Origin of the sequence: Aeromonas sp. 55A (assembly GCF_051919665.1) — a bacterium.
Lineage (GTDB): Bacteria > Pseudomonadota > Gammaproteobacteria > Enterobacterales > Aeromonadaceae > Aeromonas > Aeromonas veronii.
This window is the reverse complement of record NZ_JBQBEH010000008.1, coordinates 1-25,635: the sequence shown is the minus strand read 5'-3', so window position 1 is coordinate 25,635 and position 25,635 is coordinate 1. Positions and strand designations below refer to the sequence as shown.

Annotated in this window: 20 protein-coding genes and 1 pseudogene; 20 read left to right on the top strand and 1 reads right to left on the bottom strand. The window is 44.2% G+C overall.

The genetic code is table 11. From position 1 onward, the window contains the following. The first annotated feature begins 10 nt into the window (after positions 1–10). The 18 genes from rfbA to ACTG2G_RS03795 all read left to right on the top strand — a co-directional run bounded on the left by rfbA (position 11) and on the right by ACTG2G_RS03795 (position 21,918). Positions 11–889 (top strand): glucose-1-phosphate thymidylyltransferase RfbA, encoded by an 879-nt coding sequence (gene rfbA / locus ACTG2G_RS03880; protein ID WP_439985150.1) that lies wholly within the window; start codon positions 11–13, stop codon positions 887–889. Between the two features lie 60 nt (positions 890–949). Continuing rightward, complete coding sequence (gene rfbC, locus ACTG2G_RS03875) at positions 950–1,495, top strand: dTDP-4-dehydrorhamnose 3,5-epimerase (RefSeq protein WP_439985149.1); 546 nt, start codon at positions 950–952, stop codon at positions 1,493–1,495. 356 nt (positions 1,496–1,851) lie between these two features. Further along, complete coding sequence (gene wecB, locus ACTG2G_RS03870) at positions 1,852–2,973, top strand: non-hydrolyzing UDP-N-acetylglucosamine 2-epimerase (RefSeq protein ID WP_439985148.1); 1,122 nt, start codon at positions 1,852–1,854, stop codon at positions 2,971–2,973. Then, positions 2,970–4,139: a hypothetical protein gene (locus tag ACTG2G_RS03865; protein ID WP_439985147.1), complete on the top strand. Its 1,170-nt coding sequence runs from the start codon at positions 2,970–2,972 to the stop codon at positions 4,137–4,139. The genes wecB and ACTG2G_RS03865 overlap by 4 nt, the downstream gene beginning before the upstream one ends. Before the next feature lie 104 nt (positions 4,140–4,243). Beyond that, entirely contained in the window at positions 4,244–5,314 is a 1,071-nt protein-coding gene (locus tag ACTG2G_RS03860) for a polysaccharide pyruvyl transferase family protein (protein ID WP_439985203.1), read from the top strand. Between the two features lie 4 nt (positions 5,315–5,318). Next, positions 5,319–6,521: a Coenzyme F420 hydrogenase/dehydrogenase, beta subunit C-terminal domain gene (locus ACTG2G_RS03855; protein ID WP_439985145.1), complete on the top strand. Its 1,203-nt coding sequence runs from the start codon at positions 5,319–5,321 to the stop codon at positions 6,519–6,521. Beyond that, positions 6,518–7,384: a glycosyltransferase gene (locus ACTG2G_RS03850; RefSeq protein ID WP_439985202.1), complete on the top strand. Its 867-nt coding sequence runs from the start codon at positions 6,518–6,520 to the stop codon at positions 7,382–7,384. The genes ACTG2G_RS03855 and ACTG2G_RS03850 overlap by 4 nt, the downstream gene beginning before the upstream one ends. Positions 7,385–7,417: 33 nt before the next feature. Then, positions 7,418–8,650 (top strand): O-antigen polymerase, encoded by a 1,233-nt coding sequence (locus ACTG2G_RS03845; protein WP_439985201.1) that lies wholly within the window; start codon positions 7,418–7,420, stop codon positions 8,648–8,650. A gap of 3 nt (positions 8,651–8,653) precedes the next feature. Then, complete coding sequence (locus tag ACTG2G_RS03840; RefSeq protein ID WP_439985142.1) at positions 8,654–9,769, top strand: glycosyltransferase family 4 protein; 1,116 nt, start codon at positions 8,654–8,656, stop codon at positions 9,767–9,769. Positions 9,770–10,137: 368 nt separating this feature from the next. Continuing rightward, the gene (locus tag ACTG2G_RS03835) at positions 10,138–11,193 is read left to right on the top strand and encodes a DUF1972 domain-containing protein (RefSeq protein WP_439985141.1); all 1,056 of its coding nucleotides are present in this window, start codon (positions 10,138–10,140) and stop codon (positions 11,191–11,193) included. A 143-nt stretch (positions 11,194–11,336) separates the two neighbouring features. Then, the gene (locus tag ACTG2G_RS03830) at positions 11,337–13,964 is read left to right on the top strand and encodes an SLBB domain-containing protein (RefSeq protein WP_439985140.1); all 2,628 of its coding nucleotides are present in this window, start codon (positions 11,337–11,339) and stop codon (positions 13,962–13,964) included. Positions 13,965–14,036: 72 nt separating this feature from the next. Then, positions 14,037–14,999, top strand: a complete 963-nt coding sequence (locus tag ACTG2G_RS03825; protein WP_439985139.1) for a Wzz/FepE/Etk N-terminal domain-containing protein — start codon at positions 14,037–14,039, stop codon at positions 14,997–14,999. Between the two features lie 96 nt (positions 15,000–15,095). Further along, a complete protein-coding gene (locus tag ACTG2G_RS03820) occupies positions 15,096–15,332 on the top strand; it encodes a hypothetical protein (RefSeq protein ID WP_439985138.1) in 237 nt (78 codons plus the stop codon). 90 nt (positions 15,333–15,422) lie between these two features. Continuing rightward, positions 15,423–16,094, top strand: a complete 672-nt coding sequence (locus tag ACTG2G_RS03815; protein WP_335838245.1) for a YjbF family lipoprotein — start codon at positions 15,423–15,425, stop codon at positions 16,092–16,094. Continuing rightward, a complete protein-coding gene (locus ACTG2G_RS03810) occupies positions 16,091–16,837 on the top strand; it encodes a capsule biosynthesis GfcC family protein (protein WP_335838244.1) in 747 nt (248 codons plus the stop codon). Before ACTG2G_RS03815 ends, ACTG2G_RS03810 begins: the two co-directional genes overlap by 4 nt. Then, positions 16,837–18,924 carry a YjbH domain-containing protein gene (locus ACTG2G_RS03805; protein ID WP_335838243.1) on the top strand — a complete coding sequence of 696 codons (2,088 nt, stop codon included), beginning with the start codon at positions 16,837–16,839 and terminating at the stop codon, positions 18,922–18,924. The genes ACTG2G_RS03810 and ACTG2G_RS03805 overlap by 1 nt, the downstream gene beginning before the upstream one ends. Positions 18,925–19,047: 123 nt before the next feature. Next, positions 19,048–20,787 carry a PglL family O-oligosaccharyltransferase gene (locus ACTG2G_RS03800; protein ID WP_335838271.1) on the top strand — a complete coding sequence of 580 codons (1,740 nt, stop codon included), beginning with the start codon at positions 19,048–19,050 and terminating at the stop codon, positions 20,785–20,787. Between the two features lie 720 nt (positions 20,788–21,507). After that, positions 21,508–21,918, top strand: coding sequence for an H-NS family histone-like protein (locus tag ACTG2G_RS03795; RefSeq protein ID WP_005344269.1), 411 nt, complete (start codon positions 21,508–21,510; stop codon positions 21,916–21,918). A gap of 537 nt (positions 21,919–22,455) precedes the next feature. On the opposite strand, the pseudogene ACTG2G_RS03790 reads toward ACTG2G_RS03795, so the two are convergent. Then, a pseudogene (locus tag ACTG2G_RS03790) lies at positions 22,456–23,097 on the bottom strand (TolC family protein); the annotation flags it as partial. 223 nt (positions 23,098–23,320) lie between these two features. Here ACTG2G_RS03790 and istA point away from each other — a divergent pair. Further along, entirely contained in the window at positions 23,321–24,862 is a 1,542-nt protein-coding gene (gene istA, locus ACTG2G_RS03785; protein WP_059296349.1) for an IS21 family transposase, read from the top strand. Between the two features lie 14 nt (positions 24,863–24,876). Next, the gene (gene istB, locus ACTG2G_RS03780) at positions 24,877–25,632 is read left to right on the top strand and encodes an IS21-like element ISAs29 family helper ATPase IstB (protein WP_059296348.1); all 756 of its coding nucleotides are present in this window, start codon (positions 24,877–24,879) and stop codon (positions 25,630–25,632) included. The last annotated feature ends 3 nt before the right edge of the window (positions 25,633–25,635 follow it).

Genomic DNA, 25,635 nt, shown 5'->3' with positions numbered 1-25,635 from the left:
AACAAGCATCATGACCAAACGTAAAGGCATTATTCTGGCCGGTGGCTCTGGCACCCGTCTCTATCCTGTGACCATGGCGGTGAGCAAGCAGCTGCTGCCCATCTATGACAAGCCGATGATCTACTATCCGCTGAGCACCCTGATGCTGGCGGGAATTCGCGATATCTTGATCATCAGCACGCCGCAAGATACTCCCCGCTTTGAGCAATTGCTGGGTGACGGTAGCCAGTGGGGTCTGAATTTGCAGTACAAGGTACAACCAAGTCCGGACGGGTTGGCACAAGCCTTTATTCTGGGTGAAGAGTTTATCGGGTCAGACCCCTGTGCTCTGGTACTCGGCGACAACATCTTCTACGGTCATGACCTGCAGAAACAGTTGGAAGCCGCAGCGGCCAAAGAGAGTGGCGCTACCGTCTTTGCCTACCATGTGCATGACCCCGAGCGTTATGGGGTGGTGGAATTTGATAAAGAAGGTACCGCTATCTCTCTGGAAGAGAAGCCGTTGAAGCCCAAGAGTAACTATGCGGTCACCGGCCTCTATTTCTACGACAACAGCGTGGTGGAGATCGCCAAGAGCCTGAAGCCGTCGCCCCGTGGTGAGCTGGAAATCACCGATGTGAACCGTATCTACCTGGAGCAAGGTAATCTGTCGGTGGCCATGATGGGCCGTGGTTATGCCTGGTTGGATACCGGTACCCATGAAAGCCTGATTGAAGCGAGCAACTTTATTCAGACCATTGAGACCCGTCAGGGGTTGAAGGTGGCCTGTCCGGAAGAGATTGCCTATCGCCAGAAGTTTATCAGTGCTGACCAGATACGTATTCTTGCAGCGCCACTGGCAAAGAATGCGTACGGCCAATATTTGTTAAAAATGGTTGCCAAAGCCTGATGTGATATGGGGGAGGGAAGTTGCGCCCCCATAAAGATTGAATTGAATGCGGGTAGACAGATGAATGTAATCAAGACAGCAATCCCTGATGTGCTTATTTTTGAACCAAAAGTATTTGGTGATGAACGTGGTTTTTTCTTTGAGAGTTTCAACCACAAGTTGTTTGAAGAGGCGGTAGGATATCCGGTGACTTTTGTACAGGATAATCACTCCAAATCGTCAAAAGGGGTATTGCGCGGCTTGCACTATCAGTTGCCGCCTCATGCTCAAGGCAAGCTGGTGCGTTGTGTGGCCGGTGAAGTGTTTGATGTGGCGGTAGATATTCGTAAAAGCTCCCCGACCTTTGGGCAATGGGTAGGCGTTCATCTTTCTGGAGAAAACAAGCGACAGCTGTGGATCCCGGAAGGATTTGCGCATGGCTTTGTTACTCTGACAGAGACGGCCGAGTTTTTGTATAAAACAACCAATTACTATTCACCGCAGAGTGAAGGCTCAATCCATTGGGATGACCCACTAGTCGGGATTAGGTGGCCGATGACAAGTAAGGTGAGTTTGTCAAAGAAAGATCAAGAGGCTGTTACATTGAATTTGGCGGTTACCTTTTAAATGTAAATAGATGCCCACAAGGTGAATGTTTGTACCCGCCTAATTTTGAATACCATATTACAATATTTTGAAAAGTTAGTCAGGCAGTGGCTATTACTGTAAGATGTATTACTGGCCGCGAGTTTATGATGTTTGGTGATAGGTGCTTTATTGTATTATCGGTTAAATATTGGGGTTCGATAAGGTGAGTATCGCATTGTATAAGTTGGCAGGAAAATGAGTTTTAAGTGCAACGTGAAGATGAATCAAAAGCTGGTGAGTAAGAACAATTAGTTCCTTTCTCAAATCCTTTAAGCATATCAGATTTCGTAATCTGGTGAACAGGTACTTAAAAGTGAATTTAAAAGGCTATTGATATGTTAAAAAAGAGAGTGTTGACGGTATTTGGTACCCGACCAGAAGCAATAAAGATGGCACCTGTGGTACATGCTTTAGCTGCTGATGAACGTTTTGAGGCGAAAGTCTGTGTCACCGCCCAGCATCGTGAAATGCTAGATCAAGTATTATCATTATTTGAGATTAAACCAGATTATGATTTGAATATTATGAAGGCTGGGCAGACATTAAATGATATTACAGCCCGTATTTTGCTTGAGATAAAACCGGTTCTACAAGAATTTAAACCTGATGTTGTGTTAGTACATGGCGATACTGCAACTACCTTTGCTGCTAGTTTGGCGGCGTATTATGAGCAAATTGCTGTAGGACATGTCGAAGCAGGCTTGCGCACAGGGAACATTTATTCTCCATGGCCTGAAGAAGCAAATCGCAAGCTCACTGGTGCATTGGCAAAATACCATTTTGCACCTACTGAAACATCTAAGCAAAATTTGATTCAAGAAAACTATGCCGAGGATAGCATAGTCGTTACCGGAAATACCGTAATTGATGCACTACTTATGGTAAAAGATAAGATTGAAAAAAATAGCGTTCTGCAAGCTACATTAGCCTCTCAGTTCTCATATTTAGACGAGACTAAAAAGTTAATTTTGGTCACTGGACATCGCCGTGAAAGTTTTGGATGTGGGTTTGAACGAATATGTGAAGCTTTAGCTATCACAGCTAAAGCCAACACTGATGTGCAGATTCTCTACCCAATGCACCTAAATCCTAATGTACGTGAGCCAGTTAACCGCATTTTAGGTGATATCGAAAATATTATTTTGATTGAGCCTCAAGAGTACCTACCATTTATTTATCTAATGATGCGTAGCTATATTATTTTAACCGATTCGGGTGGTATCCAAGAGGAGGCTCCTTCACTGGGGAAACCTGTGTTAGTTATGCGTGATACAACAGAACGCCCCGAAGCTGTTGCTGCAGGTACCGTTAGGTTGGTTGGTACGGAAGTCGAAAAAGTTGTTTTCGGATTGTCTGAATTACTAAATGATCCGCAAGCATATCATTCAATGAGTTTTTCCCATAATCCTTATGGAGATGGAATGGCATCAAAAAGAATATTAGATTTACTAGTATGATAAAAAATTATGTATACTCGGGATTGTCATTTTCGTTAAGATTAGTTGCTAATACAGTTGTTTATTTAATAGCGGCAAGAGTTTATGGACCCACTTTATTTGGTGAGTTAAGTGTTGCATTGTTAGCTGGGAGCATGCTTACTCTTTTTTCAGATTTGGGGGTTCATCAGCGTTTTTTTAGGGGTGTAGCAATAACAGATGAAGCTGAAATTAAAGATAATATTTATCTAAAATTTTTATTTTCCATAATTTGCATGGTTAGTTTAGTTATCTATTTCATATTTTCTGTTGACTATGTAGTGTTGCTAGTCGGTATGTCATTCATAGTGAACGGATATTATGATTTTATGTTGACTGAAATACGGGCAAAAGGTGAGTTTTCGGGCGAGCTAAAATTTTCGCTATTAAATAATATAGTTTTTACTTTTTTTTGTCTCTTTGTTGTTTTTAGTAAAAGCAGTTTAATTATTTTTGCGTTTTGTATTTTTATTTCAAGAATGGTAAGTTTCATTATTATAACCTATAGGCTCAAGTTGTTGAGCTATTTTAGCTTTAACTTTACCTGGAATTCCTCATTACTGTTGAAACAAGTTAATTATACTGTCGATTTTTTATTGACTAATATTTGGCAGGTCTTGGATGGGTATTTAGTTAGTCTGTATTATAGTTCAATATTTGGCATATATAGTTCATATACGCGAATTACTAATGGGGTAAGTGCATTATCTGCTGTTGTTGTGAATGTTATATTTAGAGAAATAGCAAATGAAGTAAAAGTAGGTAAACATAAATCCCTATTTATAGGGACAACATTTTTTATTTTTATAAGTTTAGCTTTATTCTGGTTTTTAAGTGTATTTGATACATATTTGATTTCTTCTGTTTTAGGTGAGGAGTATATCGCGTATTCGTATTTATTGCCGTTGATGTTTGTCCCTATATCCTTGAAATGGATATCGAGTTGTTTGGGGATATATATGGTTGTGACAGGAAGGATTAAAAGTAGGGTCCTCGTTCAAATAATTGGTTTATTGGCCTTTTTTGCATTGATTATTATGGGGGTGTCTTTGGGGTTAGATATCGCTATAATTGTGTATGGTGTTATTTTATATTACGCGATAGTTTTATTGGGTTATATTCTTTTGTTTTTGAGAGCTATTAAATGAAAGTCAAAATAGGTTTTTTGTGGCACAACGTATCTTCAGGTAATTTGGGGGTTGGAGCACTTTCTATTGGCAATATGATTTTAGTTGATTGAGTTTGTCGAAATTTGGGAATTGATGCTGAGTTTTTTACTATAGGTGATAATGAGGTCACCAGTGAGAAAAATAAGGCTCTGGTAGAGCTTCAAATAGGTCGTGAATTTGAGCATATAACAATCAGTGTCAAAGAATTGATTTCTAACCCAATAAAGTTGAAATCTTATATAAAAATGATAAAAGATTTTGATCTTGTATTAGATATTGGAGCCGGTGACAGTTTCTCTGATATATATGGTAATCGTCGTTTTCTTATTCAAGTCTTTACTAAGCTAGTTAATGCAATTTTTGCTCGAAAATCAGTGTTGTCGCCCCAAACAATTGGCCCCTTTAAATCTAAGTTTGCTGAAGTTGTATCTAGATTCATTGTCAGAAATACAAGTTTAGTATTTGCAAGGGACGATATTAGTTTTCAAGTTGGTAAGGAATTTGGAGTTTGTCATCTAGGCACTGATGTAGCATTATCCATGCCTTATTCTACGGTTCGTGAAGTTAGTGATAAGATTAAAGTTGGAATTAATGTTTCTGGATTACTCTGGAATGGCGGATATACAAGAGATAACCAGTTTGGTTTGGCTCATAACTATAAAGATTATATTAATGAGCTAATAGAAAGTTTCTTATCAATTGAAAATGTTGAAATACACTTGGTTTCTCATGTAATAGCTACCTCACCCGTTCAGAAAATCGAAGACGACTATGCTGCATGCATCGAGGTGGCTGAGTTATTTCCACGCTGTATTGTTGCGCCAAGATTTACGAATCCTATTGAGGTGAAAAATTATATAAGCAGTTTTGAATATTTCACTGGAGCAAGAATGCACGCCACAATTGCAGCCTTTTCAAGTGGTGTACCTGTTACGCCTTATGCTTACAGTCGCAAGTTTAAGGGATTATATACAACTTTAGGCTATGGTAATGTTTTAGAAGCTAAAGAATTGTCATTAAATAATGCTATAAAAATGAATCTTGACCATTTTAATAATCGAAATCAAATCAAGTTAGAGCTTCAAGGTTTGACAGACAAAAAAAATCAGTTGACTGAAAAATACACAAGCGCTTTGGAAGAGGTGTTGAAATAATAGTATGGATGTGATTCAGAAAGTTTTAAAAAACGATTTATGTACAGGTTGCGGTCTGTGTTCATCTCTATTCCCTAGTAAAGTTGTTGTCAATAAGGGGGAATATAATCGCCCTGTATGCAGCGAAAAGTTAAACGGAGATGAGCAGGCCATTTTCAAAACTGTTTGCCCAGGCATAAATCAGGCAAGTATTAAAACTAATTCAAGCCACCCAATCTGGGGGCCAATTGAACAATCCTATATCGGTCATTCAAATGATAAAGAGATACGCTATTTAGGCTCATCTGGTGGCATTGTTACTCAAACGCTACTTTATGCATTAGACTATAATATAGTCGATATTGTTATTCAGATAGGTGTAGATAAGCATAATCCACTAGAGAATATATCTAAAGTCAGCAGGTCCAGAGAGGATTTACTTGAAGCTACAGGATCCCGTTATAGTCCGGCATCACCATTAGAGTATTTTTTGCAGACTCTAAGCGACAATCCTAACAAGAGGATTGCGTTTGTTGGTAAACCGTGTGATTGCGTAGCTTTGCGTAACTTAATGTCAATAGATAATGAGGTAAAAAATGCTGTTAAATTAATTGTTAGTTTCTTCTGTGCGGGCACCCCGAGTCGATTAGGTGTTAGAAGGGTCGCTGAAGCTTTAAATTATAATGTTGATATGCCTGTTGAAAACTTCTTTTTTAGAGGTAAAGGCTGGCCGGGAAAAACGACTTTAGTGCAGAATAGCACTTCTACAACGATGGAGTATTCTCGTTCTTGGGGCAAAATTCTCGGACCAACAATACAAAGTAGATGTAAACTTTGTGCTGATGGTACTGGCGAGGTTGCAGATATTGTTAGTGCTGACGTTTGGAATTGTGACGACAAGGGATATCCTTTATTTACTGAGTCAGATGGACAAGGTCTTGTACTTGCAAGAAGCGAGATAGGAAAATCTATAGTAGCAAAAATGATTCGTGAAAATATAATAACCGTTGCTGATTATGATATTGAGCAACTCTCTAAAGTACAAGTTACACAATTTGAAAGAAAATCAACAATATTAGTGCGTTATATGGCAAAGCAATTAGGTGGTCTAATTATTTTTAATATGCCAAATCAAAGGAAAATTGTAGCTACAAAGTATGCGACATTATATAAACATTTACGTGTCTTTGTTGGTTCATTTCTTCGTGTAATTAAGGGGCGAATGTGATAAATGTATTCGTTTTAAATTGGAATAGTTGTCACGATGTAAGGTTTTTTTTTGATGCAATAAAGTTATCAGAGAACTGCCCTTTTAGAATAATTTTAATACAAAACAGTAAGGACGATACTCTAGAGTTAATTAATCTAGCTAATAAATATTCTCGAGAGTTAGATATTCATTTTGTAGAGAATGACTCTAACTTGGGATATGCTGCTGGTAACAATGCAGGATTAAATTATTTAATTGAAAAGAATCTTCTGGGTGATATTGTAATAGCAAATCCTGATATTAAAGTCGGTAGGAGGGCATTGAATGCATTAAGCTCGCAACTGATAAATTATCCAAATGTTGGTGCGTCAATGATAAGAACACTTAATTCTGAAGGTGTAAGGATTTACGATTCAATAAAACTAAACGGATTAAGTCAAAAATATAGATTAACTGACTCTGGTGAAAAATTTGTTGTTACGGATTATGTGGCTGGTGCTTTTTTTATTATAAGAAGAGACCTAGCAGAAAAATTAAAGCTTTTCGATGATGATTTTTTTATGTATTGGGAGGAGGTTGATTTATCATTAAGAATAAAAAAATTAGGTTATAGTCTAACTTCAGTTGTAACCGACTCTATAGAGAGAAGATTGAATCCCTTAAGTAGAACACCGAATGCAATATTTTATTCAACTCGAAATTCTTTTTTATTATATAGGAAGCATTCTGAGATAAATTTCTTTCATCTCTCAAGGTACCTTATAAATATGTTTTTAATTTCAACTTTAAAATCTTTTAAAAATTCATCATTCACTTGTGTTATGGCATTCTTTCAGGGTCTTACTTATGGAGTTAGAATGTTAAAAAATAAAAAAAATTAAATTGAGATTTCAATTTATAAGGGTTGAGATGAAATGAAAAAAATAATACTTCATACAAATTTCTGTAATCCATTTCTTATTTTTTTTGCAGTTAGTTTCACAACAGCATTATATCTTTTCAGATTAAGTACGCAAATAGAATTGCCTGATGAACGTACTAGTCTGTACCTCATCTTAAGTCTATTTATACTGGCTGTCGGCATTCTTTGGGGGATGAAAAAAATTCCTATTGGCGTTGTAACTTTTTTGGTATGTCAAGATGGTGAGGTTAATGCCAGTAATAGAAGGATTGCAATATATATAGTTATTTTTTTGATTTTTATTTCAACAATGTTTTTTTTGTTTGAACATTTTGTTTTTTACAGGAAATATGGCTCCATTCCTATTTTAAATAAAGACTTTGAAATTTTAAGAATGTCATTTCCTATATCTGGGTATGTACATTTGATTGCAATGTCAGGCCTCACTTTTTTATTATATCTATATTTCGAATGTTTGTCTCGGAAAGTTAATTTCGGTCAGTTTAAGTCTTTATTTAATTTATTTGTTTTTTTCTCTATATTACACATTATTTTATCTTTTGCAGTTGGCAACAGAGGTGTTATAGCATTTTTTTTTCTACAATGCTTTCTAGTTAGAAGTGTCTTTCTGAAATTGTCACTTTTAAAGTGCTTACTAATTATTTTCATTTTTCTATACCTTATTGGTGCAGCGAAATTCTATAGGGATTTTATTTTTTTGGGTGATACTCTTTTTGAAGATATTCAGCGAGTTTGGTTTTTTGGTGATACCTTTATATTGATTCCTCTTTATTATTTATATGTTACTTTTACGATGAACTTTGAGATTTTAAATCAGTATGTAATATCTGATTTTGATTTTGGCTTGGGGTATTTTACCTTTGTATTGCCATTTGATTCGCTTTTTACTGGTAATGCTTATGAGTTAATTGATTTTCAAAGAGATGTTTTAGGATTTGATTTTTATGGTGTTCTTACTGCAACTGGCTTCGGCGTTCCTTTTTTTGATTTCGGATTTTTTGGTGTTATAGTTACTTTAGCTTTATCTTATGTGTTGGGTTTGACTTTTTATTTGATTTTTTTTAAGGGTAAAGTTTTTTTAATCCCTTTTTATATTTACTTTTTTACTACTATGTTGACTTTTATTTATACATATAACTTCAATAAGCTGTATGTGATTATTTATTCTACATCCTTAGTGTTTATATGTTTTTTGGGGCGTTATAACTACAGTAAGAGGTTATAGAAAGTGAAAGTTCTCTTTATTACAAGGCCGACAGTTTTTTCCGGTCCTGGTGGTGATACAATACAGTTATTGAAAACTAAAGAACATTTAGAGCGGCTAGGAATTATTGTTGATATCGCAGATGATAGTGAACCAAATTTCATTGACTATGATTTAATTCATTTCTTTAACCTGAGAAATCCACAAGATATTTTACATCATGTGATAACAGCAAAAAATCTCTCTATTCCAACAGTACTTTCAACCATTTGGGGGAGTTACAATGAATGTGATCGAAAAACTAGGAGAGGCCTTCAGAAATGGATTGCTAATAATGTTTCTGAATATTCGCTAGAATATCTAAAAACTACTGCAAGAATTATTTTTAATGGTAATTTCCATTTTGGGATGTTGCGTTACCTATTCAAAGGTCATTATCGCTCCCAGCAATTCATTGCAAAAAATATAGATGTCCTTTTACCAAATAGTCCTACTGAGCTCGATCGTGTTGTTTCTGATATGAAGCTTGATGTATATAACGGTCTATGGGTAGCTAACGCTGTTGATACATCAGTTTTCGACCATTCAAAAAAATTCTCTGGTAAATATAAGAAGTTCGAAGGCTGCTTGCTTAGTGCTGCTCGTGTTGAAATCCGAAAGTGTCAATTAGACCTTATTAAGGCTGTAAAAGATTTACCCTATCAATTAGTGATCGTGGGTAAGCCAAGTCCCAATAGTAAAGCCTATTATGATGAATGTGTTCGTGAAGCTGGCACGAATGTGGTGTTCATTAATCATGTAGATCAAGATGAACTCGCAGAGTTGTATCATGTAGCAAAGGCTCATGCGTTAATTTCTTGGATGGAGACTCCAGGTCTATCCTCTCTTGAAGCCGCAATGATGCATTGTAATATTCTGGTTACTGATCGAGGGGATACAAAATTTTATTTTGAGGATTACGCAGAATATTGTGAACCGGGCGATGTTGAGTCAATAAGGAAGGGGGTTGTATCAGTTATGAGCAAAGAATTTAATCCTGATTTAAAAAATAGAATTACTTCTATGTTTACTTGGCACCACACTGCTCAACAAACATTAGAAGCATATCAACTTGCTTTACGGTTAAAAAATAAAGATTAGATTTAAAGCTCTAGGGGCTTCCAAGCAGCTTAAATAGCACATTCTCTATAAAATATACTCTTGTTGGCCAAGATATCCCCTGATATCATGTTTTTACATGACTTGAACAATCTAAACATGAGCTCTAAGGACGGGAAATAGCTAGGGTGAGTATTTGTCCTGTTATAGATGACAGAATGCCTAGCCATGTCTCTATGCAGTCAGTGATAACATGTAATCTTTTTATAAGTGTACTACCCATTACAATCTGTCTATCGAAGAACAAACATTTTGGCATAACAAAGATATAATTGCCCATTTCTGAAATTACTAACTCTTTCAGATAAATAATTTGCGGTGCTAAATATTGATAATCAGGACTCGCTTTGATGAATAATATTGCTGTAATTGGTACTGTCGGTATACCTGCTTGCTATGGTGGTTTTGAATCTTTAGTACAAAACCTTGTCGATTATCAGTCAGATAATATAAAATATCATATATTTTGCTCTTCTCACTCTTATCAAACAAAGTCTGAAAACTATAAAGATGCGTCGTTGTTATATCTCCCCATCAAGGCAAATGGGGTCTCTAGCATACCTTATGATATATTAAGCCTGATAATTTGCCTTAAGAAAAAACCTGATGTCACATTAATATTGGGGGTGTCAGGTTGTTTATTCTTGCCCATCTATCGGTTGCTTAGTTCGTCACGTATTGTTACGAATATTGATGGGCTGGAATGGCGGCGCGACAAGTGGGGATGGCTGACGAAAAAATTTTTAAAGTTTTCGGAAAAACTTGCAGTTCGCTTTTCAGATATTGTCGTATCAGATAATCAGGGCATTGCTGATTATGTAATGGATGAATATGGTGTTGTCAGTGACGTGATTGCTTATGGTGGAGATCATGCACTACAAGTTGAACACCAAGAAAATTATGTCAAAGATGATTTTTATCTTTCACTTTGTCGGATAGAGCCTGAGAATAATATTGAATTGATTTTGACTGCTTTTTCTAAATCTAGAGAGAAATTGTGCTTTATTGGTAACTGGGAGGTGAGTGAATATGGTCGTGCGCTTAAAAGCAGATTTTCGCATTATGCGAATATAGAGATTGTTGATCCTGTCTATGATATCTCAGTGCTCTATAAGATGAGAAGGCAATGTAAGGGATACGTGCATGGTCATTCTGCTGGTGGCACCAATCCTTCTTTGGTCGAAGCTATGCAATTTGGCATGCCAATATATGCGTATGATTGTATTTTCAATCGATATACAACTGAGAATAAAGGGTTGTATTTTAGCGATGAGGCATCTTTATTAAACCAGATTAATGCTGAACTTAATATTGCTGAATTCGGTGATGCAATGAAAGATATTGCTTTTAAAAAATATCAGTGGATAAATGTTGCATCTGAATATGAACGCTTGTTTTTAGATTGATTTTTGCTTGTCTAAACTTATACATATAACATTGATGTGGTGAGTATATTAATGTTTAGGTGTTCTTATTGGATCTTTTTGAGTTATTTTGATACGATAGAATAATCCTAATAATTGAATTTTCTGATGCTTTGCGAGTTTTCATGATGAAAAAAAAGGGATTGCTTCTTTCTCTGGCTTTGGTGGGCTTGCCGCTTATGGCGGTGCCACAAATTACGCCCGAGATGATGGCCAAATTTAAACAGCTGTCTCCTGCCCAGCAGCAGGCGCTGGCTGTTCAGTATGGTATCGACCCATCCCAGTTGGGAGGGAGTAACAGCCAAAGCAGTGTCACACCGGTCAATACTGCGCCTGTGGCGGCTCCACGCGAAGTGGATTACAGCCAGGCATCTCAGCGGCCCTTGGTTGCAGGTGCGACGCAAGAGGGGGCATTACAACCTTTTGGCTATAGCGTGTTTGCTGGTGAGCCATTGACCGATGCGCCTGTGGTGGATATGCCGGTTGCCGATGATTATGTGATGGGCCCGGGTGACGAGATCCGGGTTCAGCTTTATGGCAAGGAGAATGCGAATTACAGCCTTGCGATTGGTCGTGAGGGTTTTATCGACTTCCCATCACTTGGCCCTATTGCTGCCAGTGGTCAGACTTTCCAGCAACTACGCACTGAACTGGAAAACCGGATCAAGGAGCAAAAGATTGGTGTAGAGGCGTTTATCAGTTTTGGTGCTTTGCGCACCATGCAGGTCTTTGTGATGGGCGATGCCTATCGCCCCGGTGCATACAACGTCAATGGCATGGCGACAGTGACCCAGGCTTTGCAAGCCGCAGGTGGTATCGACACCGTGGGGTCGCTGCGCAAGATCCAGGTCAAGCGTGCCGGGCAGAAAGTGATCGATGTCGACCTCTACAAGATGCTGGTATGGGGCGACACCAGTCAGGATATTCGTTTGCGTTCCGGTGACACCGTGTTTATCCCTACCAAAGGGAGTGAAGTGAGCATCGATGGTCTGGTTAAACGCCCAGCTATTTATGAATTGAGTGGCCCGGCTGCCCTAGTTAATGTGCTGGGGTTGGCTGGCGGCATGAAGGCTGCTGCGCTCAAAGAGGTTTCGGTGACCCGTTATGGTGAAACCGGAATGCGGGTATTCAACTTGAATCTGGCAAGTCAGCATGATCGCCAGTTTGTTGTGCGCGATGGTGATAAGGTCACGGTCAAGCCGAGCAGTACCGAATATAGCCAGGCGATTGTGGTAAAAGGTGCCGTGGTTCGTGAAGGTGTATTCAGCTTCCAACCTGGAATGCGGATCAGCCGAGTTCTACAAAGTGCCGATCGTGATCTGACCTCGGTCACAGATTTGAATTACGCCCTGGTTGTCCGTGAAGTGGATGCCCAGCGCAATATCGAAGTGTTGCAGTTCAATCTGGGTCGAGCCCTGCAAATGCCGGGTGGTGAAGATGACATTCGCTTGCAACCGCGTGATCAGGTACTTGTCTTTAGCAATGATGCAACCGACCGATTGAAACAACAGGCGAATACTCGAACCTCCTCGGCGAGTATCAATCGGCAGGCGCAACAACGTATTGCTCAACAAGTAGATGTGATTGATAGCACTACGGGGGCTGAGGTCAGCCGTGCGCAGCTTGCCAAAGAAGAGAAGATGACGTTGGCGGAGGTGTCTGGCACAACCACAACAGAGGCAGTCGTGGGGGTTTCTCGTCAGACTCTGCTTGCGCCCGTTCTCGAACGTTTGAAAGCGCAAGCTGCACAAGGCAAGCCGGTACAGATTGCTGAAGTGCGCGGCGAGGTGAAATACCCAGGGATCTATCCCTTGACGCCCTATAGCCGTACCCATGATTTGATCATGGCAGCGGGCGGTTTTAACGAACAGGCGAATGTGATTGAGTTGTCTCGTATTAGCGAACGAGGGAATGATATTGCGATTGAAAATCAGCGCCTTGATTTGGCAACTGCAAATCGGGTAATCGGTTCACCTTTGGTGCAATCAAAAGATAGCTTGAACGTGTTGCCTCATCCTCAGTGGCGTGAAGAAGCAACCGTACAGGTGTTTGGTGAGGTGAAGTATCCAGGGACCTATACAGTTCGTCGTGGCGAAAGCCTACAGGACTTGATCCAGCGAGTCGGCGGTATAACCCCTTATGCGAACCCGAATGGTGCAGTGTTTGCTCGCGAGACGCTGCGCAAGCAGGAAGCTGAACGTATTGCATTGTTGCGTGATGAGCTCAAGCAAGAGATCGCCACGATGACGTTGCGCCGTCAATCCAGCATTGCCAACTACACCAGCTCGCCTGCAGAGGCGATGACGGTCGTCAACCAGCTGGAAAACAGCAAGGCGGTCGGTCGCATGACTATCGACATGCCGGCGATATTGTCTGGTGACAAGCAGGCTGATGTAATGCTGCAAGATGGCGACAAGCTCTATGTGCCCGCATTGCAAAATGTGGTCTCAATTCAGGGGATGGTGCAGTTCCCATCTTCCCACGTCTACGATGGTGGCCTGAGCGTCAACGATTACCTGAGTCGGGCTGGTGGCACCAAGAAGCAGGCAGATACCGACCGCATTTATGTGATCAAGGCGAATGGCAGTGTGATGTTGCCAGGTGATAGCTGGTTTGGTGGTCGTAAGCACCTGGAGCCTGGCGATACAATCGTGGTGCCTGTTGATTCCGATTATCTGGATAACCTGAGCATCATGACTTCTGCTACCCAGATCCTCTATCAACTGGGTGTCGCGTGGAGTGCCATCAAGTAATTCCACACCTCATTTGATAGTCCATTCAGTCAGGTGGAAAGGCCACCTGGCTCTTTTGAGATTTGGCTAGTTATGACACAGATAAAAGAACACCCTCCCTTGCCTGTTGCGATGAGCGGTGGTGGGGAAGATGAGATCGATTTGCGTGAATTGTTTGCAGCGCTTTGGCGCGGTAAGTGGTGGATTGCCGCCAGTACCCTGGTGGGGGCGGTCATTGCCGTGCTGGTTGCTATTTCACTGCCAAATATTTATCGCTCCGAGGCTCTGCTTGCTCCTTCAGCTGAACAACAAGGCGGCGGGCTTGCTGCTATGGCAGCCCAGTTTGGCGGGCTTGCCAGCTTAGCGGGGGTTAACCTCAGTAGTGGGGGGCCGGACAAGACGGCTATTGCGGTCGAGATTGGGAAATCTCGCCAGTTTCTCAGCCATTTTATTCGCCAACATCAGTTGGAAGTGCCGTTAATGGCCGTAGTCAAAGCGGACAAGACGACTGGCGAATTGGTGATTGATGAAGAGATCTATGATGTGGCCAGCAAAAAGTGGGTGCGCGAAGTGCCTCCTGGCAAGTCGGTTGAACCAACGGACTGGGAGCTGGTCAAGGCATTTCGCGATGTTGCCAGTATCAGTCAGGATGCCAAATCGGGGCTGGTTACGGTGGCGGTGGATTACTACTCGCCGGAGCGTGCCAAACAGTGGGTTGACTGGTTGGTCGCCGATCTCAATGAGGCCATGAAGCTGCGTGATCAAAGCGATGCGACACGTAACATTACCTATCTCAAAGCTCAGCTCGAGAAAACCCCGGTCGCAGATATGCAGAAGGTGTTCTATCAACTGATAGAGGATCAGACGAAAACCTTGATGTTGACAGAAGTAAACCAGGAGTACGTGTTCAAAACCCTTGATCCTGCTGTTGCCGCTGAGGAAAAAGCGAAACCCAAACGTGCGTTGATTACCGTATTGGGGACGCTGCTTGGCGGCATGCTAGGCGTTATACTTGTATTGGTACGCCATGCAATCGCACGTCCGGCTCGGAGCTGACGAAAGGGCTCATCTGAGCGACTGACTCTGGTCAATTGGTCTGTTTCAAGGTATCCTGTTAATACTTCAAGTCATGTTTAAATAAGGAAATTAGTAATGAAAAAATCAGCGTTGACTCTGGCTGCTCTATTGGTTCTCTCTTCAAACGCATTTGCGGCTGAAGAAGTTACGGGTACTGCGGCAGGTTCCACTGGTGTAGCTGGCACCGCGGCTGTGGGTACTACTACTCTGGTTGCCGTTGGTGTCGGTGCAGCAGCACTGGCAGCAGTTGTTATTTCTAATGCAAATGACAACTCCACCAGTACTAGCACCACAACTTCTACCAAGAAGTAAGTTTTCTGATGTTGAAATAAGGCTGCCATATTGGCAGCCTTATTTTTGTCACTTTGCAATCATTTTCCAATTCCACCGAGTGACCTGTCTATGTTTTCATCTCGTTTTTTTATGTATCTGGGATTGTTACTTTTGAGTGGTTGTTCCACTACTAGTTCTGATACTTACGCTACGCTCCATTACGCCTTTATGGGGGTGGATGATGTTGTGGTAACTGCAGAGAAAGTGCGTGAGTTGCCTTATGCAAGCGCATATCTGCGCGTGGGTGATAATCCACAGGCATTGGTGGTGCTTGCATTTGCAGATCCCGATGGTTCTTTGAGTTGGGTCAGCGCAGATAATAAGCTGTTTGTTACCAATGCAGGTCGGTTGAACAAGACGGTGGGTTTGGAAAATGATCTCTATTTGACGAAATCATCTTGGGTTGACCCATTGAAAAAAATTGCAGACTCACCTGATAAAACCATTAATCCAAGCGTGATGAATTGGCAATATAATGCAGAGTGGGAAAAGGACTATTTAAGTGGCTATAAAATAAGGACTGAATTTATATCTGTAGTGCCGGAAAAATTGATAATTCTTGATAGAACACATGATGTTATGTTGATTGATGAATTAATTACGGTTGAGCATAATCGTGCATCTTGGCATAACTACTATTGGTTTGAGCACAGTACCGGCAGAATACTGAAGAGCCAGCAGCAGTTGGGGCCGGACTTGCCGGTAATTGAAATTACAATCTTAAAGCCTTACTCCTTATGAAAAAATATCTGATACTCGGTCTTATGCCTTTTTATGCCTTAGCTCAAGCCGATATAGACGTGATTTATGAACGTCATTCTGTAACCAAGATTGAAGTTCATGATGGAGCTAGACTGGCTGACCTGTTATTTAATACCAAGCTGCCTAATGATATTTATTGGCGCAGTGCACAGATAGCTAATCCTAGAAAGATGGCAGAGCTCCAGGCAACTAAAGAGACCCTACTCAAAGATCTTAAATTACTGCAAGTTTTTTGGATGAGGGGGGGGGAGCAGGGCGCATTGATCCAGTCAACCCAACAGTTACTACAAGAGCTGGATAGAATTCCTGTCAGTGGTCGTTTGTCAGTTTTTTTAGATCCTGCCAAGAGTAGAGTTGATCCTGAAGGTAATCCTCTGCTGAAAGGAAACTACACGCTTTTTGTTGCTCCAAGACCTGATTTTATCTACTTCGTAGGATTGATTAATGGTCGTAGTAAACAGCCTTTACAGTCTGGTGCTGGTTTGGCTGACTATTGGCAGGGTTACAGCTTGTTAGCTGGGGCTGAGCCAAGTGAAGCATTTCTGATCCAGCCTGATAGTTCTATCAGTCGTGTTCCTGTGGCTAACTGGAATCAGCTGCATCGAGAACCAATGGCTGGGGCGACGCTGTTTGTCGGATTTAACCCCGATGTGTTGCCCGCACAATATAGAGATATCAATATTCGCATTGCTAACTTGCTTGCTAATCGAGTGCCTGAATAATGCTTCCTAAATGTAAATATATTGCGTTTTTTGTTTCATGGGTTGTTTCTGGGGCAGTATGCGCTACAGAGTCGATTTTTGATTCTTATGGCCCATCGCAAGGTGATTTTGGTGGTGTTGGTTTGTTGCAGATGCCAACAGCTCGTATGGCTAAGACTGGCGAATTCAGTGCCAACTATGCTGATAATGACCAATATCGTCGGTGGTCTATCTCTGCGCAGCCATTTGATTGGTTTGAGGCAACACTTAGGTATACAGATACTCGGACTATGCCATACAGTTATGATCCTACCTTTAGTGGCGGTCAATCTCATAAAGATAAGGGTATGGATTTTAAGTTTCGTCTTTGGCAAGAATCTAACTATCTGCCACAAGTATCTATGGGCTTTAGAGACCTGATGGGAACTGGTCTTTTTGACGGTGAGTTTTTGACTGCCAGTAAACAGTATGGCTCATTTGATTTTACTATCGGTATTGGCTGGGGAAATATGGCCGAAAGCGGTAATATTAAAAACCCGTTTTGTGAGTACAAAGATGCTTGGTGTCAAAGGAATGAAAGTTACTCCGGGAATGGCGGTAAGTTTGAGTTTGATAGCCTGTTTCATGGGCCTGCAGCACTCTTCGGTGGTATTGAGTATCAAACGCCATGGCAGCCACTTAGGTTGAAGCTGGAATATGATGGCAATGACTATAGTAAAGAGTTTGCAGGCCATATTTCTCAAGATTCGCCGTGGAATGTTGGGGCGGTATATCGCATTTTTGATAACTTGGATAGCCATCTGAGTTGGCAGAGGGGAAATACCCTGATGTGGGGGGTGACTATGCGGACCAACTTTAACGAGCTGAAACCTGCCCAGATTGACCAGCCAAGACCCGTTTATCAACCAGGCCTGGTGCCAGATTCTGTTGCTGACGTGAAGTGGCCTACGTTGGCGAATGAGCTAAAAGATAATGCAGGGTGGCAGGACACAGATTTTTATACTGAGGCAGGCTCAGTCACGATCATTGGTACGCAGAGCAAGTATCGTGATGAACGTGAGGCGATGAAGCGAACATCTCTTCTAGCGGCCAATCATTTGCCAAACACAATCCGTGACCTGAATATTATTGAGCGTAAGGCAAACTTCCATCTGCAGGAGACCCAAATTGATCTCCAATCTGTTCGTCGAGCCAACGTGGTGCAAGTATTGGGAGAAGAGCAGCAAGAGAAATCGACTGTTCAGGCTGCCAGAGAAGTTCAGGGGATACCCATTTATGCTGCTGGACGTAAATCTTTTTCATACTCCTTTGATCCTGATCTGACACAGTCGTTTGGTGGTGCAGAGTCTTTCTATATGTACCAGCTCGGTATCAATGCCAATGCTGACTGGCGGATGAGTGAAAACAACAGCTTGCAAGGGACGTTGTTTTTTAATCTGCTTAATAACTATGATGAGTTCAACTATAAAGCCCCCCCTCCTGATGGGGCGGCATTGCCACGAGTTCGAACTTGGGTTCGTGAGTATGTTGATTCCTCAAATGTATTACTTAACAACTTGCAGTTAACTCATATGCAGCCACTCTCTCGGGATTGGTATGGGCAAGTTTATGGTGGTTATTTGGAGATGATGTATGCCGGTGTAGGCAGCGAGGTTCTCTATCGTCCATATGGTAAGACTTGGGCGATTGGCGTTGATGCCAACTGGGTGAAACAGCGAGACTGGAACAATACTCTGAAAATGGCTGATTACGATGTAATGACTGGTCATGTTACAGCTTATTGGCAGTTACCATTCATGAGTAATGTCACCGCCAAAGTCGCCGTGGGGCAGTATTTGGCTGGTGATAAAGGCACTACTCTCGATTTCTCAAAGCGATTTGATTCGGGCGTTATTTTAGGGGGGTATGCGACATTTACAAATGTTTCTGCTGATGAGTATGGTGAAGGTAGCTTTACCAAAGGTATCTACATAACGATCCCCTTCGACTTGATGCTGCTAAAACCAACAACAGCAAAAGGAACCGTTGGATGGGTTCCTTTGACTCGTGACGGTGGACAGATGTTGAGTCGTAGAAATGGTCTTTACGATTTGACTGAATTGCAATAGAAGTCAGAGACATAGGGCTTAGAGTTTTCCCTATAGATAGAGCGGACAGTTGTTAACTGCCCGCTCTTTTATTATCTGCTTAATGTATACTGGGATCTAAAATTATTACGCTAGGGATGCATGATGATTAAATATATAAATGGTGCTTTTTCTGCACTATTTATCACTTATTGGCTATTGGGCATGCACTTTTTTATGCACAACCCGGGCGGTGCCGGACTGTATCTTCCCTTTAATGCATGGGGATGGGTGTTTGCCTCGTTGACTATTGGGCTGGGATTGTGGCAAGTGACGTTACGCCAGCGTCTGGTATTTTCTTCATTACAGGCTGCGTTATGGGTAGGGGCTCTCTTAATGCTGCTCCCCATGCTCTATCTAGGTTTTGCTCTCAAGGATTATGCCATCCCAAGATTGCTGGGGCTGTTTGCTGGTCTGCTGTTTTTGTTCGGTCTCTACCAATGGCGATTTAATCGGTTGCAGCGTGACCGATTGCTCTATCTCGTCCTGATTGCGATCGCTATGGAGGCAGTGCTCGGTCTGGTACAGTTCTATCTGTTGACGCCAGGTAACTGGATTGGCTATGACGCCAAAGCCAATCGTCCATACGGGATCTTTCAACAGCCAAATGTGATGGCAACCTTTATGGCCACCGGGATTGCGTTGGCTATTTGGCTGGAGCTACGCAGCAATGAGCATGTTTGGTTGCGCAGGGTGAGCTATGGGGTGATTGTCGCCGCCAGTCTATTGTTGATTGTTCTGCAGTCTCGGGTGGGGCTGCTTGGGGGATTGCTGGCGTTTATCCTGCTTGGACCCCAGTTGCATCGTCAACGTTTATTGGTACGAATGCTCTGTCTGGTCTTGCTGGGGGCCGTGGTTGGATTAGCTTCTCAGTATTGGGTGTCAAGTGTCAGTCGGGGGATGAACGAATATCTCTCTGGCGGAGCTCGGTCAGATATCTGGCCTTTTACATTGAATTTACTCTTTCAAAACTGGTTATTGGGAATAGGGTATGGTGGATTTGAATCCACATTCTTCCACGCATACACAGAGGCTCGGCATGTAGATCCAAATATTGGAATGGTAATTTACAACCTCGACCACCCCCACAACGAGTTTCTCTATTGGGCTGTTGAGGGCGGTATTGCACCCATGGTCGGCATGGTGATCATGGGAGGTGCATTATTATGGCGTCTGGCGAGTGTGCGCTGGGTACATGCCATGGGGCTGCTTGCCTTGGTTGCCCCAATATTGCTTCATACCCAGACGGAATACCCTCTCTACCATGCGATCGTGTTATGGTGGCTGTTGCTGACGCTGATTTATATCATCGATACCGAAATTGAGGAGACCAACCTGGCGAGTCAGGGTTTCTCATCATGGTGGGATATGGAGTGCCGCCCATGGCTGTTACTGCGATTTATGGCGATCGCTATCCCGCTGCTGGTCGTTCCCTTTATGCTCACAGCAATTCACACCGCATGGGTAGTCACCAAATATGAACGGGGTGGGTATAAAGAGCCGACCTTGCTACTTGATATCGTCAATCCCATGGCTTGGTTGACCCGAGTCGAGTTTGATGTGAACTCAGTTCGTCTGATGGTGGGCTTGCAGACAAATAACAAGACCGAACTGGAAGCTTATCTGGAGTGGGGGCAGGCATTCGTACGCCATACACCGCGTGCCAACATATACGCCAATATGGTGATCGCGCTTAATGCATTGGGTCGTACAGAGGAAGCCAATGCGATGCGAGCTGAAGCACTTAAGCTCTATCCAACCGAGCCCCTTTTAACTGGGTCTGCTTCACAGGCAGTGATTACCGGTGTTGACCAATCAGGCAAGAATATAACTAAAAATAAATAGTGCTATTTGGATACATAGAAAGCCAGCTCTTAAAAACGGCTGGCTTTTTTATTTTTTCCCTTCTGGACAACCAGTATCTGAACAGTCTGTTTTCGGACGCATGCGTCTGTCAAACGGGCTATGAAAGGCATATTTGAAATGTCATGTGGCGATTCCAACCAATTGATTAATATGTAATTTTGTCGATGGCGTTGAAGGGGTTGATAGTGAATTGGGAGTATTCCCTTCATCATCGGGTGAAGGGACAGGTTCTAGACGTGTTCATTGCTAAACAGACAGGCATAGTCTTGTCACATGATGTTGAACGTATGGTAGAAATGTTCGCTCAGGCTTATAAAGCAGGTTACAGAGTTAGGGAAGGTGCGAATAAGTCATATGGCACGAGAGCATTTACTGGTAACCCATTGATATTAAATGACTAAAATTTTCATTTTTTGTTCTTGGGATACTTGTTCGCACTTTCCTTAGTTTTGTTGGATGCTGAACTGGAAATTAATGAGTCTTGAAATACTGATGTTTCTTGAACACAAGATGGTAATCACCACTCTACCCAGAAGATCTGCATTCCAGCCAGTTTGTTATTGATAGTGGCAAGCATTCGATCTTGATGGTGAAATTTAAGAAAAAAAGAACGTTAATATAGAAAAACTGTATGTTCTCGCGAATTGTCCATGCTATTCTGAAACGGTATCCCTGTAACCGACTTTTTGTGAGGAAATAATGAACGAGTTTCTGAAAGTTCTGCTGAACATTCGCAGTCTGCGTGCGGCTATTCGTGAGCTGCCGTTTGAGCAACTGCTGGAAGCTAAAGAGAAGTTTGACCTGGTTTACCAAGAGCGCGCCGATTCTGTTGAACAGGAGCGTGCAGAACAGGAAGAGCGTCAGCGCAAGCTGAATGAATTCACCGAAATGCTGCAGCAGGCTGGTATTGATCCTCGCGAGCTGCTGGCGACTGCCGCTGCTCCGGCTGCTGCGACTGGCGCTGCCAAGAGCAAGCGTGCTCCGCGTCCGGCTAAATACAAGTACGAAGAAGATGGCCAGGAAAAAACCTGGACCGGTCAAGGCCGTATGCCGAAAGCCATTGCTGCTCAAGTAGCACTGGGTAAAGACCTGAACGATTTCCTGATCTAATTCGTCAGGTTCAGAGATTGAATAATGCCGCCTTTGAGCGGCATTATTTTTGCCGTTTTACTCGTGGTTATCCAATCTGCCCCTTCACCCCATTGTTATCTACATCCTCGCTTGTATCCTTTTTTAGCGTCGTTTCACTTCACTGTTACTTTGCTCAATATCACTCTTTGTTTGCGATTAATTTCGTCGTGCAGGATTAACAGCGTGATATCGCTATTTGTATGCGTCGTGCAGATATGCGCTTCGGATATGTCTCTCATGATTCGCGGGGAGCCGCTCGGCAAGAGCCGCGAGCTCTCTGCTGATGGAATATCCGGTAATCGTTATCTCCACAGGGTGCGTGAGGGATAGAGATAGCCGCAAGGTATAGCCGGGATATTCTGGGTCGCCGATGCATGTAATTGGCTGCGCTGCCGTAACTGCCCCTGATGATGAGCAATGGCGTTCGTATGCCGTGTGGGCGAGGGAATTCGGTGCGGTCGATGGCGATGGTATTCCCCACTCTACAGGCAGAGTGGGGAATATTGGGGGGAGGCGTTATCGGGGCGTCACGCTATCGCTGCCACCTAGGGCGCGATAGATTTTGGCAGTGGTGGTGAGCTGCTCTTTTTGCTGGGCCAGCAGGCTCTGCTGGGCATCCCACAGCCGGTTCTGCTCATCAAGCCAGGCTTGCACGCCGGTTGCACCCGCCTGGAAGCGAGCCTTGGCCAGTCGTTCGGCCTCCTGGGCATAACTCAGTTGTTCCTGCAGATAATCGAGTCGCTGCTGGCCATAGTGGCGTGCGGCCAGGTTGTCTTCCACCTCCACCAGTGCGGTGTAGAGCTGTTTGCGAAACTCGGTTTCAGCAATCTGGTAATCCAGCTCTGAGCTTTCGATGGCGAGCTGGGTGCGGTTGTATTCAAGGAAGGGGAGGGCGAGGCTGGCTCCCAGCGTACCAACCGGATTTTGCAGCACCTGCGCCAATCTATCGGATGCGGTGCTGGCACTGCCGGTCAGGGTCAGGCTGGGGTAGAAGCTGGTGCGGATCTCATCCCCTTTAGCCAGCGTCTTGCGCAGCCGCAATTCGGCCGCTTTGACGTCGGGGCGGCGTGCCAGCACATTGGCCGGAATACCCACCGCAAGTTCAGGAATGGTCTGCTTTGCAAGGGAAGCGGGTGCATACTCCAGTGGCCCGCTGCTGCTGCATATTCCGGCCGATCATGAACACCGATTCCGGTTCAACGTGAACACCATTTCCGGACCAATGTGAACGCTCATTCCGGCTCAACCTGAACACTTTGCTCCTCCTTTCCGGAAACAGTGTTCAACATCCCGGAATCACTGTTCACATTCACCGGAATCATCCTTAACGCATTGATTTAACAACCTTTGATACGCTCTCCCTTTTGCCAGGGAAGAGCCTATGTCTGCCAAGAGGATTGCAATGCGTAAAATTCGTGAAGTGCTGCGACTGCGGCTGGAAGCTGACCTCTCTGTTCGCCAGATAAGTTGCTGCACCAAGGTCAGCGTTGGCTCCATCCAGAAACTCCTCAAAAGTGCCCAGACGCTCGGCCTGACCTGGCCCTTACCTAGCCAGCTTGATGATGGCCAACTGGCGGCCCTGTTCTATCCGCAGGCCGATACCACCATCTCGGCCCGCCATGTTGTACCGGATTGGCCCTCTGTCCATCAGGAGCTCAAGCGTAAGGGGGTCTCCAAACAACTGCTCTGGGAGGAGTACACCCAGCGCTATCCCAACAGCTGTTACAGCTACTCCCAGTTCTGCGACCGTTACAAATCCTGGTGTCAGTTGCAAAAGCGCTCCATGCGCCAGATCCACAAGGCGGGGGAAAAGCTCTTTATCGACTACTGCGGGCCCACGGTGCCCATCGCCTCGCCCTCCACGGGGGAGGTCCGTCAGGCCCAGATCTTTGTCGCCGTGCTTGGTGCGTCCAACTACACCTTTGCCGAGGCTACCTGGTCACAGTCACTGCCGGACTGGTTGCAAAGCCATGTCCGTGCCTTTGAGTTTTTCGGCGGTACACCTGCACTGCTGATCCCCGACAACCTCAAAAGCGGTGTCAGCAAGGCTTGCCGATACGATCCCGAGCTCAACCCCAGCTACCAGCAGTTGGCCGAGCACTATCAGGTGGCAGTGATGCCAGCTCGCCCTTACAAGCCCAAGGATAAAGCCAAGGCTGAGGTGGGTGTGCAGATCGTCGAGCGCTGGATCCTCGCCCGCTTGCGCCACCAGACCTTTTTCTCGCTGGCCGAGCTCAACCAGTGCATCCGGGCCTTGCTGGACGAACTCAACGAGCGCCCGTTCAAGCAACTGCCCGGTAACCGGCGCGAGGCGTTTGAGCAGTTGGACCGCCCGGCGCTGGGACCACTGCCGGTGCATCCCTATCGCTATGTCGCCATCAAAACGGTCAAGGTCAACATCGACTATCACGTCAGCTATGAGCAGCACCACTACTCGGTGCCACACCAGTATGTGGGCCAGCAACTGGAGCTCCATGCTGGCGACACTTTGCTTCAGGTCTATCACCAGCAACAGCTGGTCGCGAGCCATCCGCGTAAAACCATCCCGGGGATGAGCACGATCCCGGAGCACATGCCGGAACGCCACAGCAAGCAGCAACGCTGGACGCCAGGCCGTCTCAAGCAGTGGGCTGCTGATATCGGACCGGGCACCTTGTGCTGGGTGAGCGAACGGCTGGAAGAGAAAGCCCATGTCGAGCAGGCATACCGACTCTGCCTGGGGCTACTGAGTCTTAGCCGGGAGTATCCGCCATCACGGGTCGAGGCCTGCTGTCAGTTGGCTAATCGGGAAGGACTGGTGCGACTCAAACAGCTCAAGTCGGTGCTGACCAGTGGCCGCGACCAACTGCCCGAAAGCCCGCTGAGCTACCCAGAGTTACCGCAAGAGCACGAGAACATCCGTGGCCCCCAGAGCTTCCACTAAAGAGGATACGCCCCATGACCCAACAAACCCTGACCCGCCTGAGAAACCTGAAACTGACCGGCATGGCGGATGCAGTGCAACAACAACTGGAACAGGCCAGTACCTACGAAGGGCTGCCCTTCATCGAGCGTCTAAGCCTGCTGGTCGAACACGAACAACTGAGCCGGGAGCAACGTAAACAAGCTCGGCTAGTCAAGCAGGCGCGGCTCAAACTCCAAGCCACGGTGCAAGAGGTGGACTACCAGTCTGCACGCAACCTGGAGCGGTCACAGGTTGCAAACCTGGCCCAAGGAGAGTGGCTGCGCCGAGGCCAGAACCTGCTCATTACCGGCCCCTGTGGCTGTGGAAAAACCTACCTGGCTTGTGCGCTGGGCTACCAAGCCTGTCAGCAAGGGCATAGCACTCGTTACTACCGGCTGCCGCGTCTGCTACTTGAGCTGAGCCAGGCCAAGGTAGATGGCAGTTACGCCAGACTGCTGGGTCAACTGGCCAGGATAGAGCTACTGGTCCTCGATGACTGGGGACTGGAAGCGGTGAATGCCGAGCAGCGCAACGCCCTGCTGGAGATCATGGATGATCGGTACGGGAAATACTCGACGGTAGTAGTCAGTCAGCTGCCAACTGAAGAGTGGTACGCGAGCTTGGGTGACAACACCCTGGCAGATGCGATCCTGGACCGGCTGATGCACAACGCTCACCGGCTGTCACTGAAGGGAGAATCGATGAGAAAGAGGAGAAGTGAGTTGACCCAATCTGAACAGTCGAGTTAGAAA

Excerpts from the sequence above, each read along its gene's own strand:
- ACTG2G_RS03805 (WP_335838243.1), top strand. The coding sequence starts at position 16,837 with ATGCTTCCTAAATGTAAATATATTGCGTTTTTTGTTTCATGGGTTGTT.
- ACTG2G_RS03825 (WP_439985139.1), top strand. The coding sequence starts at position 14,037 with ATGACACAGATAAAAGAACACCCTCCCTTGCCTGTTGCGATGAGCGGT.
- ACTG2G_RS03795 (WP_005344269.1), top strand. The coding sequence starts at position 21,508 with ATGAACGAGTTTCTGAAAGTTCTGCTGAACATTCGCAGTCTGCGTGCG.
- ACTG2G_RS03815 (WP_335838245.1), top strand. The coding sequence starts at position 15,423 with ATGTTTTCATCTCGTTTTTTTATGTATCTGGGATTGTTACTTTTGAGT.
- istA (WP_059296349.1), top strand. The coding sequence starts at position 23,321 with ATGTCTGCCAAGAGGATTGCAATGCGTAAAATTCGTGAAGTGCTGCGA.
- ACTG2G_RS03810 (WP_335838244.1), top strand. The coding sequence starts at position 16,091 with ATGAAAAAATATCTGATACTCGGTCTTATGCCTTTTTATGCCTTAGCT.
- wecB (WP_439985148.1), top strand. The coding sequence starts at position 1,852 with ATGTTAAAAAAGAGAGTGTTGACGGTATTTGGTACCCGACCAGAAGCA.
- istB (WP_059296348.1), top strand. The coding sequence starts at position 24,877 with ATGACCCAACAAACCCTGACCCGCCTGAGAAACCTGAAACTGACCGGC.
- rfbC (WP_439985149.1), top strand. The coding sequence starts at position 950 with ATGAATGTAATCAAGACAGCAATCCCTGATGTGCTTATTTTTGAACCA.
- ACTG2G_RS03845 (WP_439985201.1), top strand. The coding sequence starts at position 7,418 with ATGAAAAAAATAATACTTCATACAAATTTCTGTAATCCATTTCTTATT.
- ACTG2G_RS03865 (WP_439985147.1), top strand. The coding sequence starts at position 2,970 with ATGATAAAAAATTATGTATACTCGGGATTGTCATTTTCGTTAAGATTA.
- ACTG2G_RS03830 (WP_439985140.1), top strand. The coding sequence starts at position 11,337 with ATGATGAAAAAAAAGGGATTGCTTCTTTCTCTGGCTTTGGTGGGCTTG.
- ACTG2G_RS03800 (WP_335838271.1), top strand. The coding sequence starts at position 19,048 with ATGATTAAATATATAAATGGTGCTTTTTCTGCACTATTTATCACTTAT.
- rfbA (WP_439985150.1), top strand. The coding sequence starts at position 11 with ATGACCAAACGTAAAGGCATTATTCTGGCCGGTGGCTCTGGCACCCGT.
- ACTG2G_RS03855 (WP_439985145.1), top strand. The coding sequence starts at position 5,319 with ATGGATGTGATTCAGAAAGTTTTAAAAAACGATTTATGTACAGGTTGC.
- ACTG2G_RS03820 (WP_439985138.1), top strand. The coding sequence starts at position 15,096 with ATGAAAAAATCAGCGTTGACTCTGGCTGCTCTATTGGTTCTCTCTTCA.
- ACTG2G_RS03835 (WP_439985141.1), top strand. The coding sequence starts at position 10,138 with ATGAATAATATTGCTGTAATTGGTACTGTCGGTATACCTGCTTGCTAT.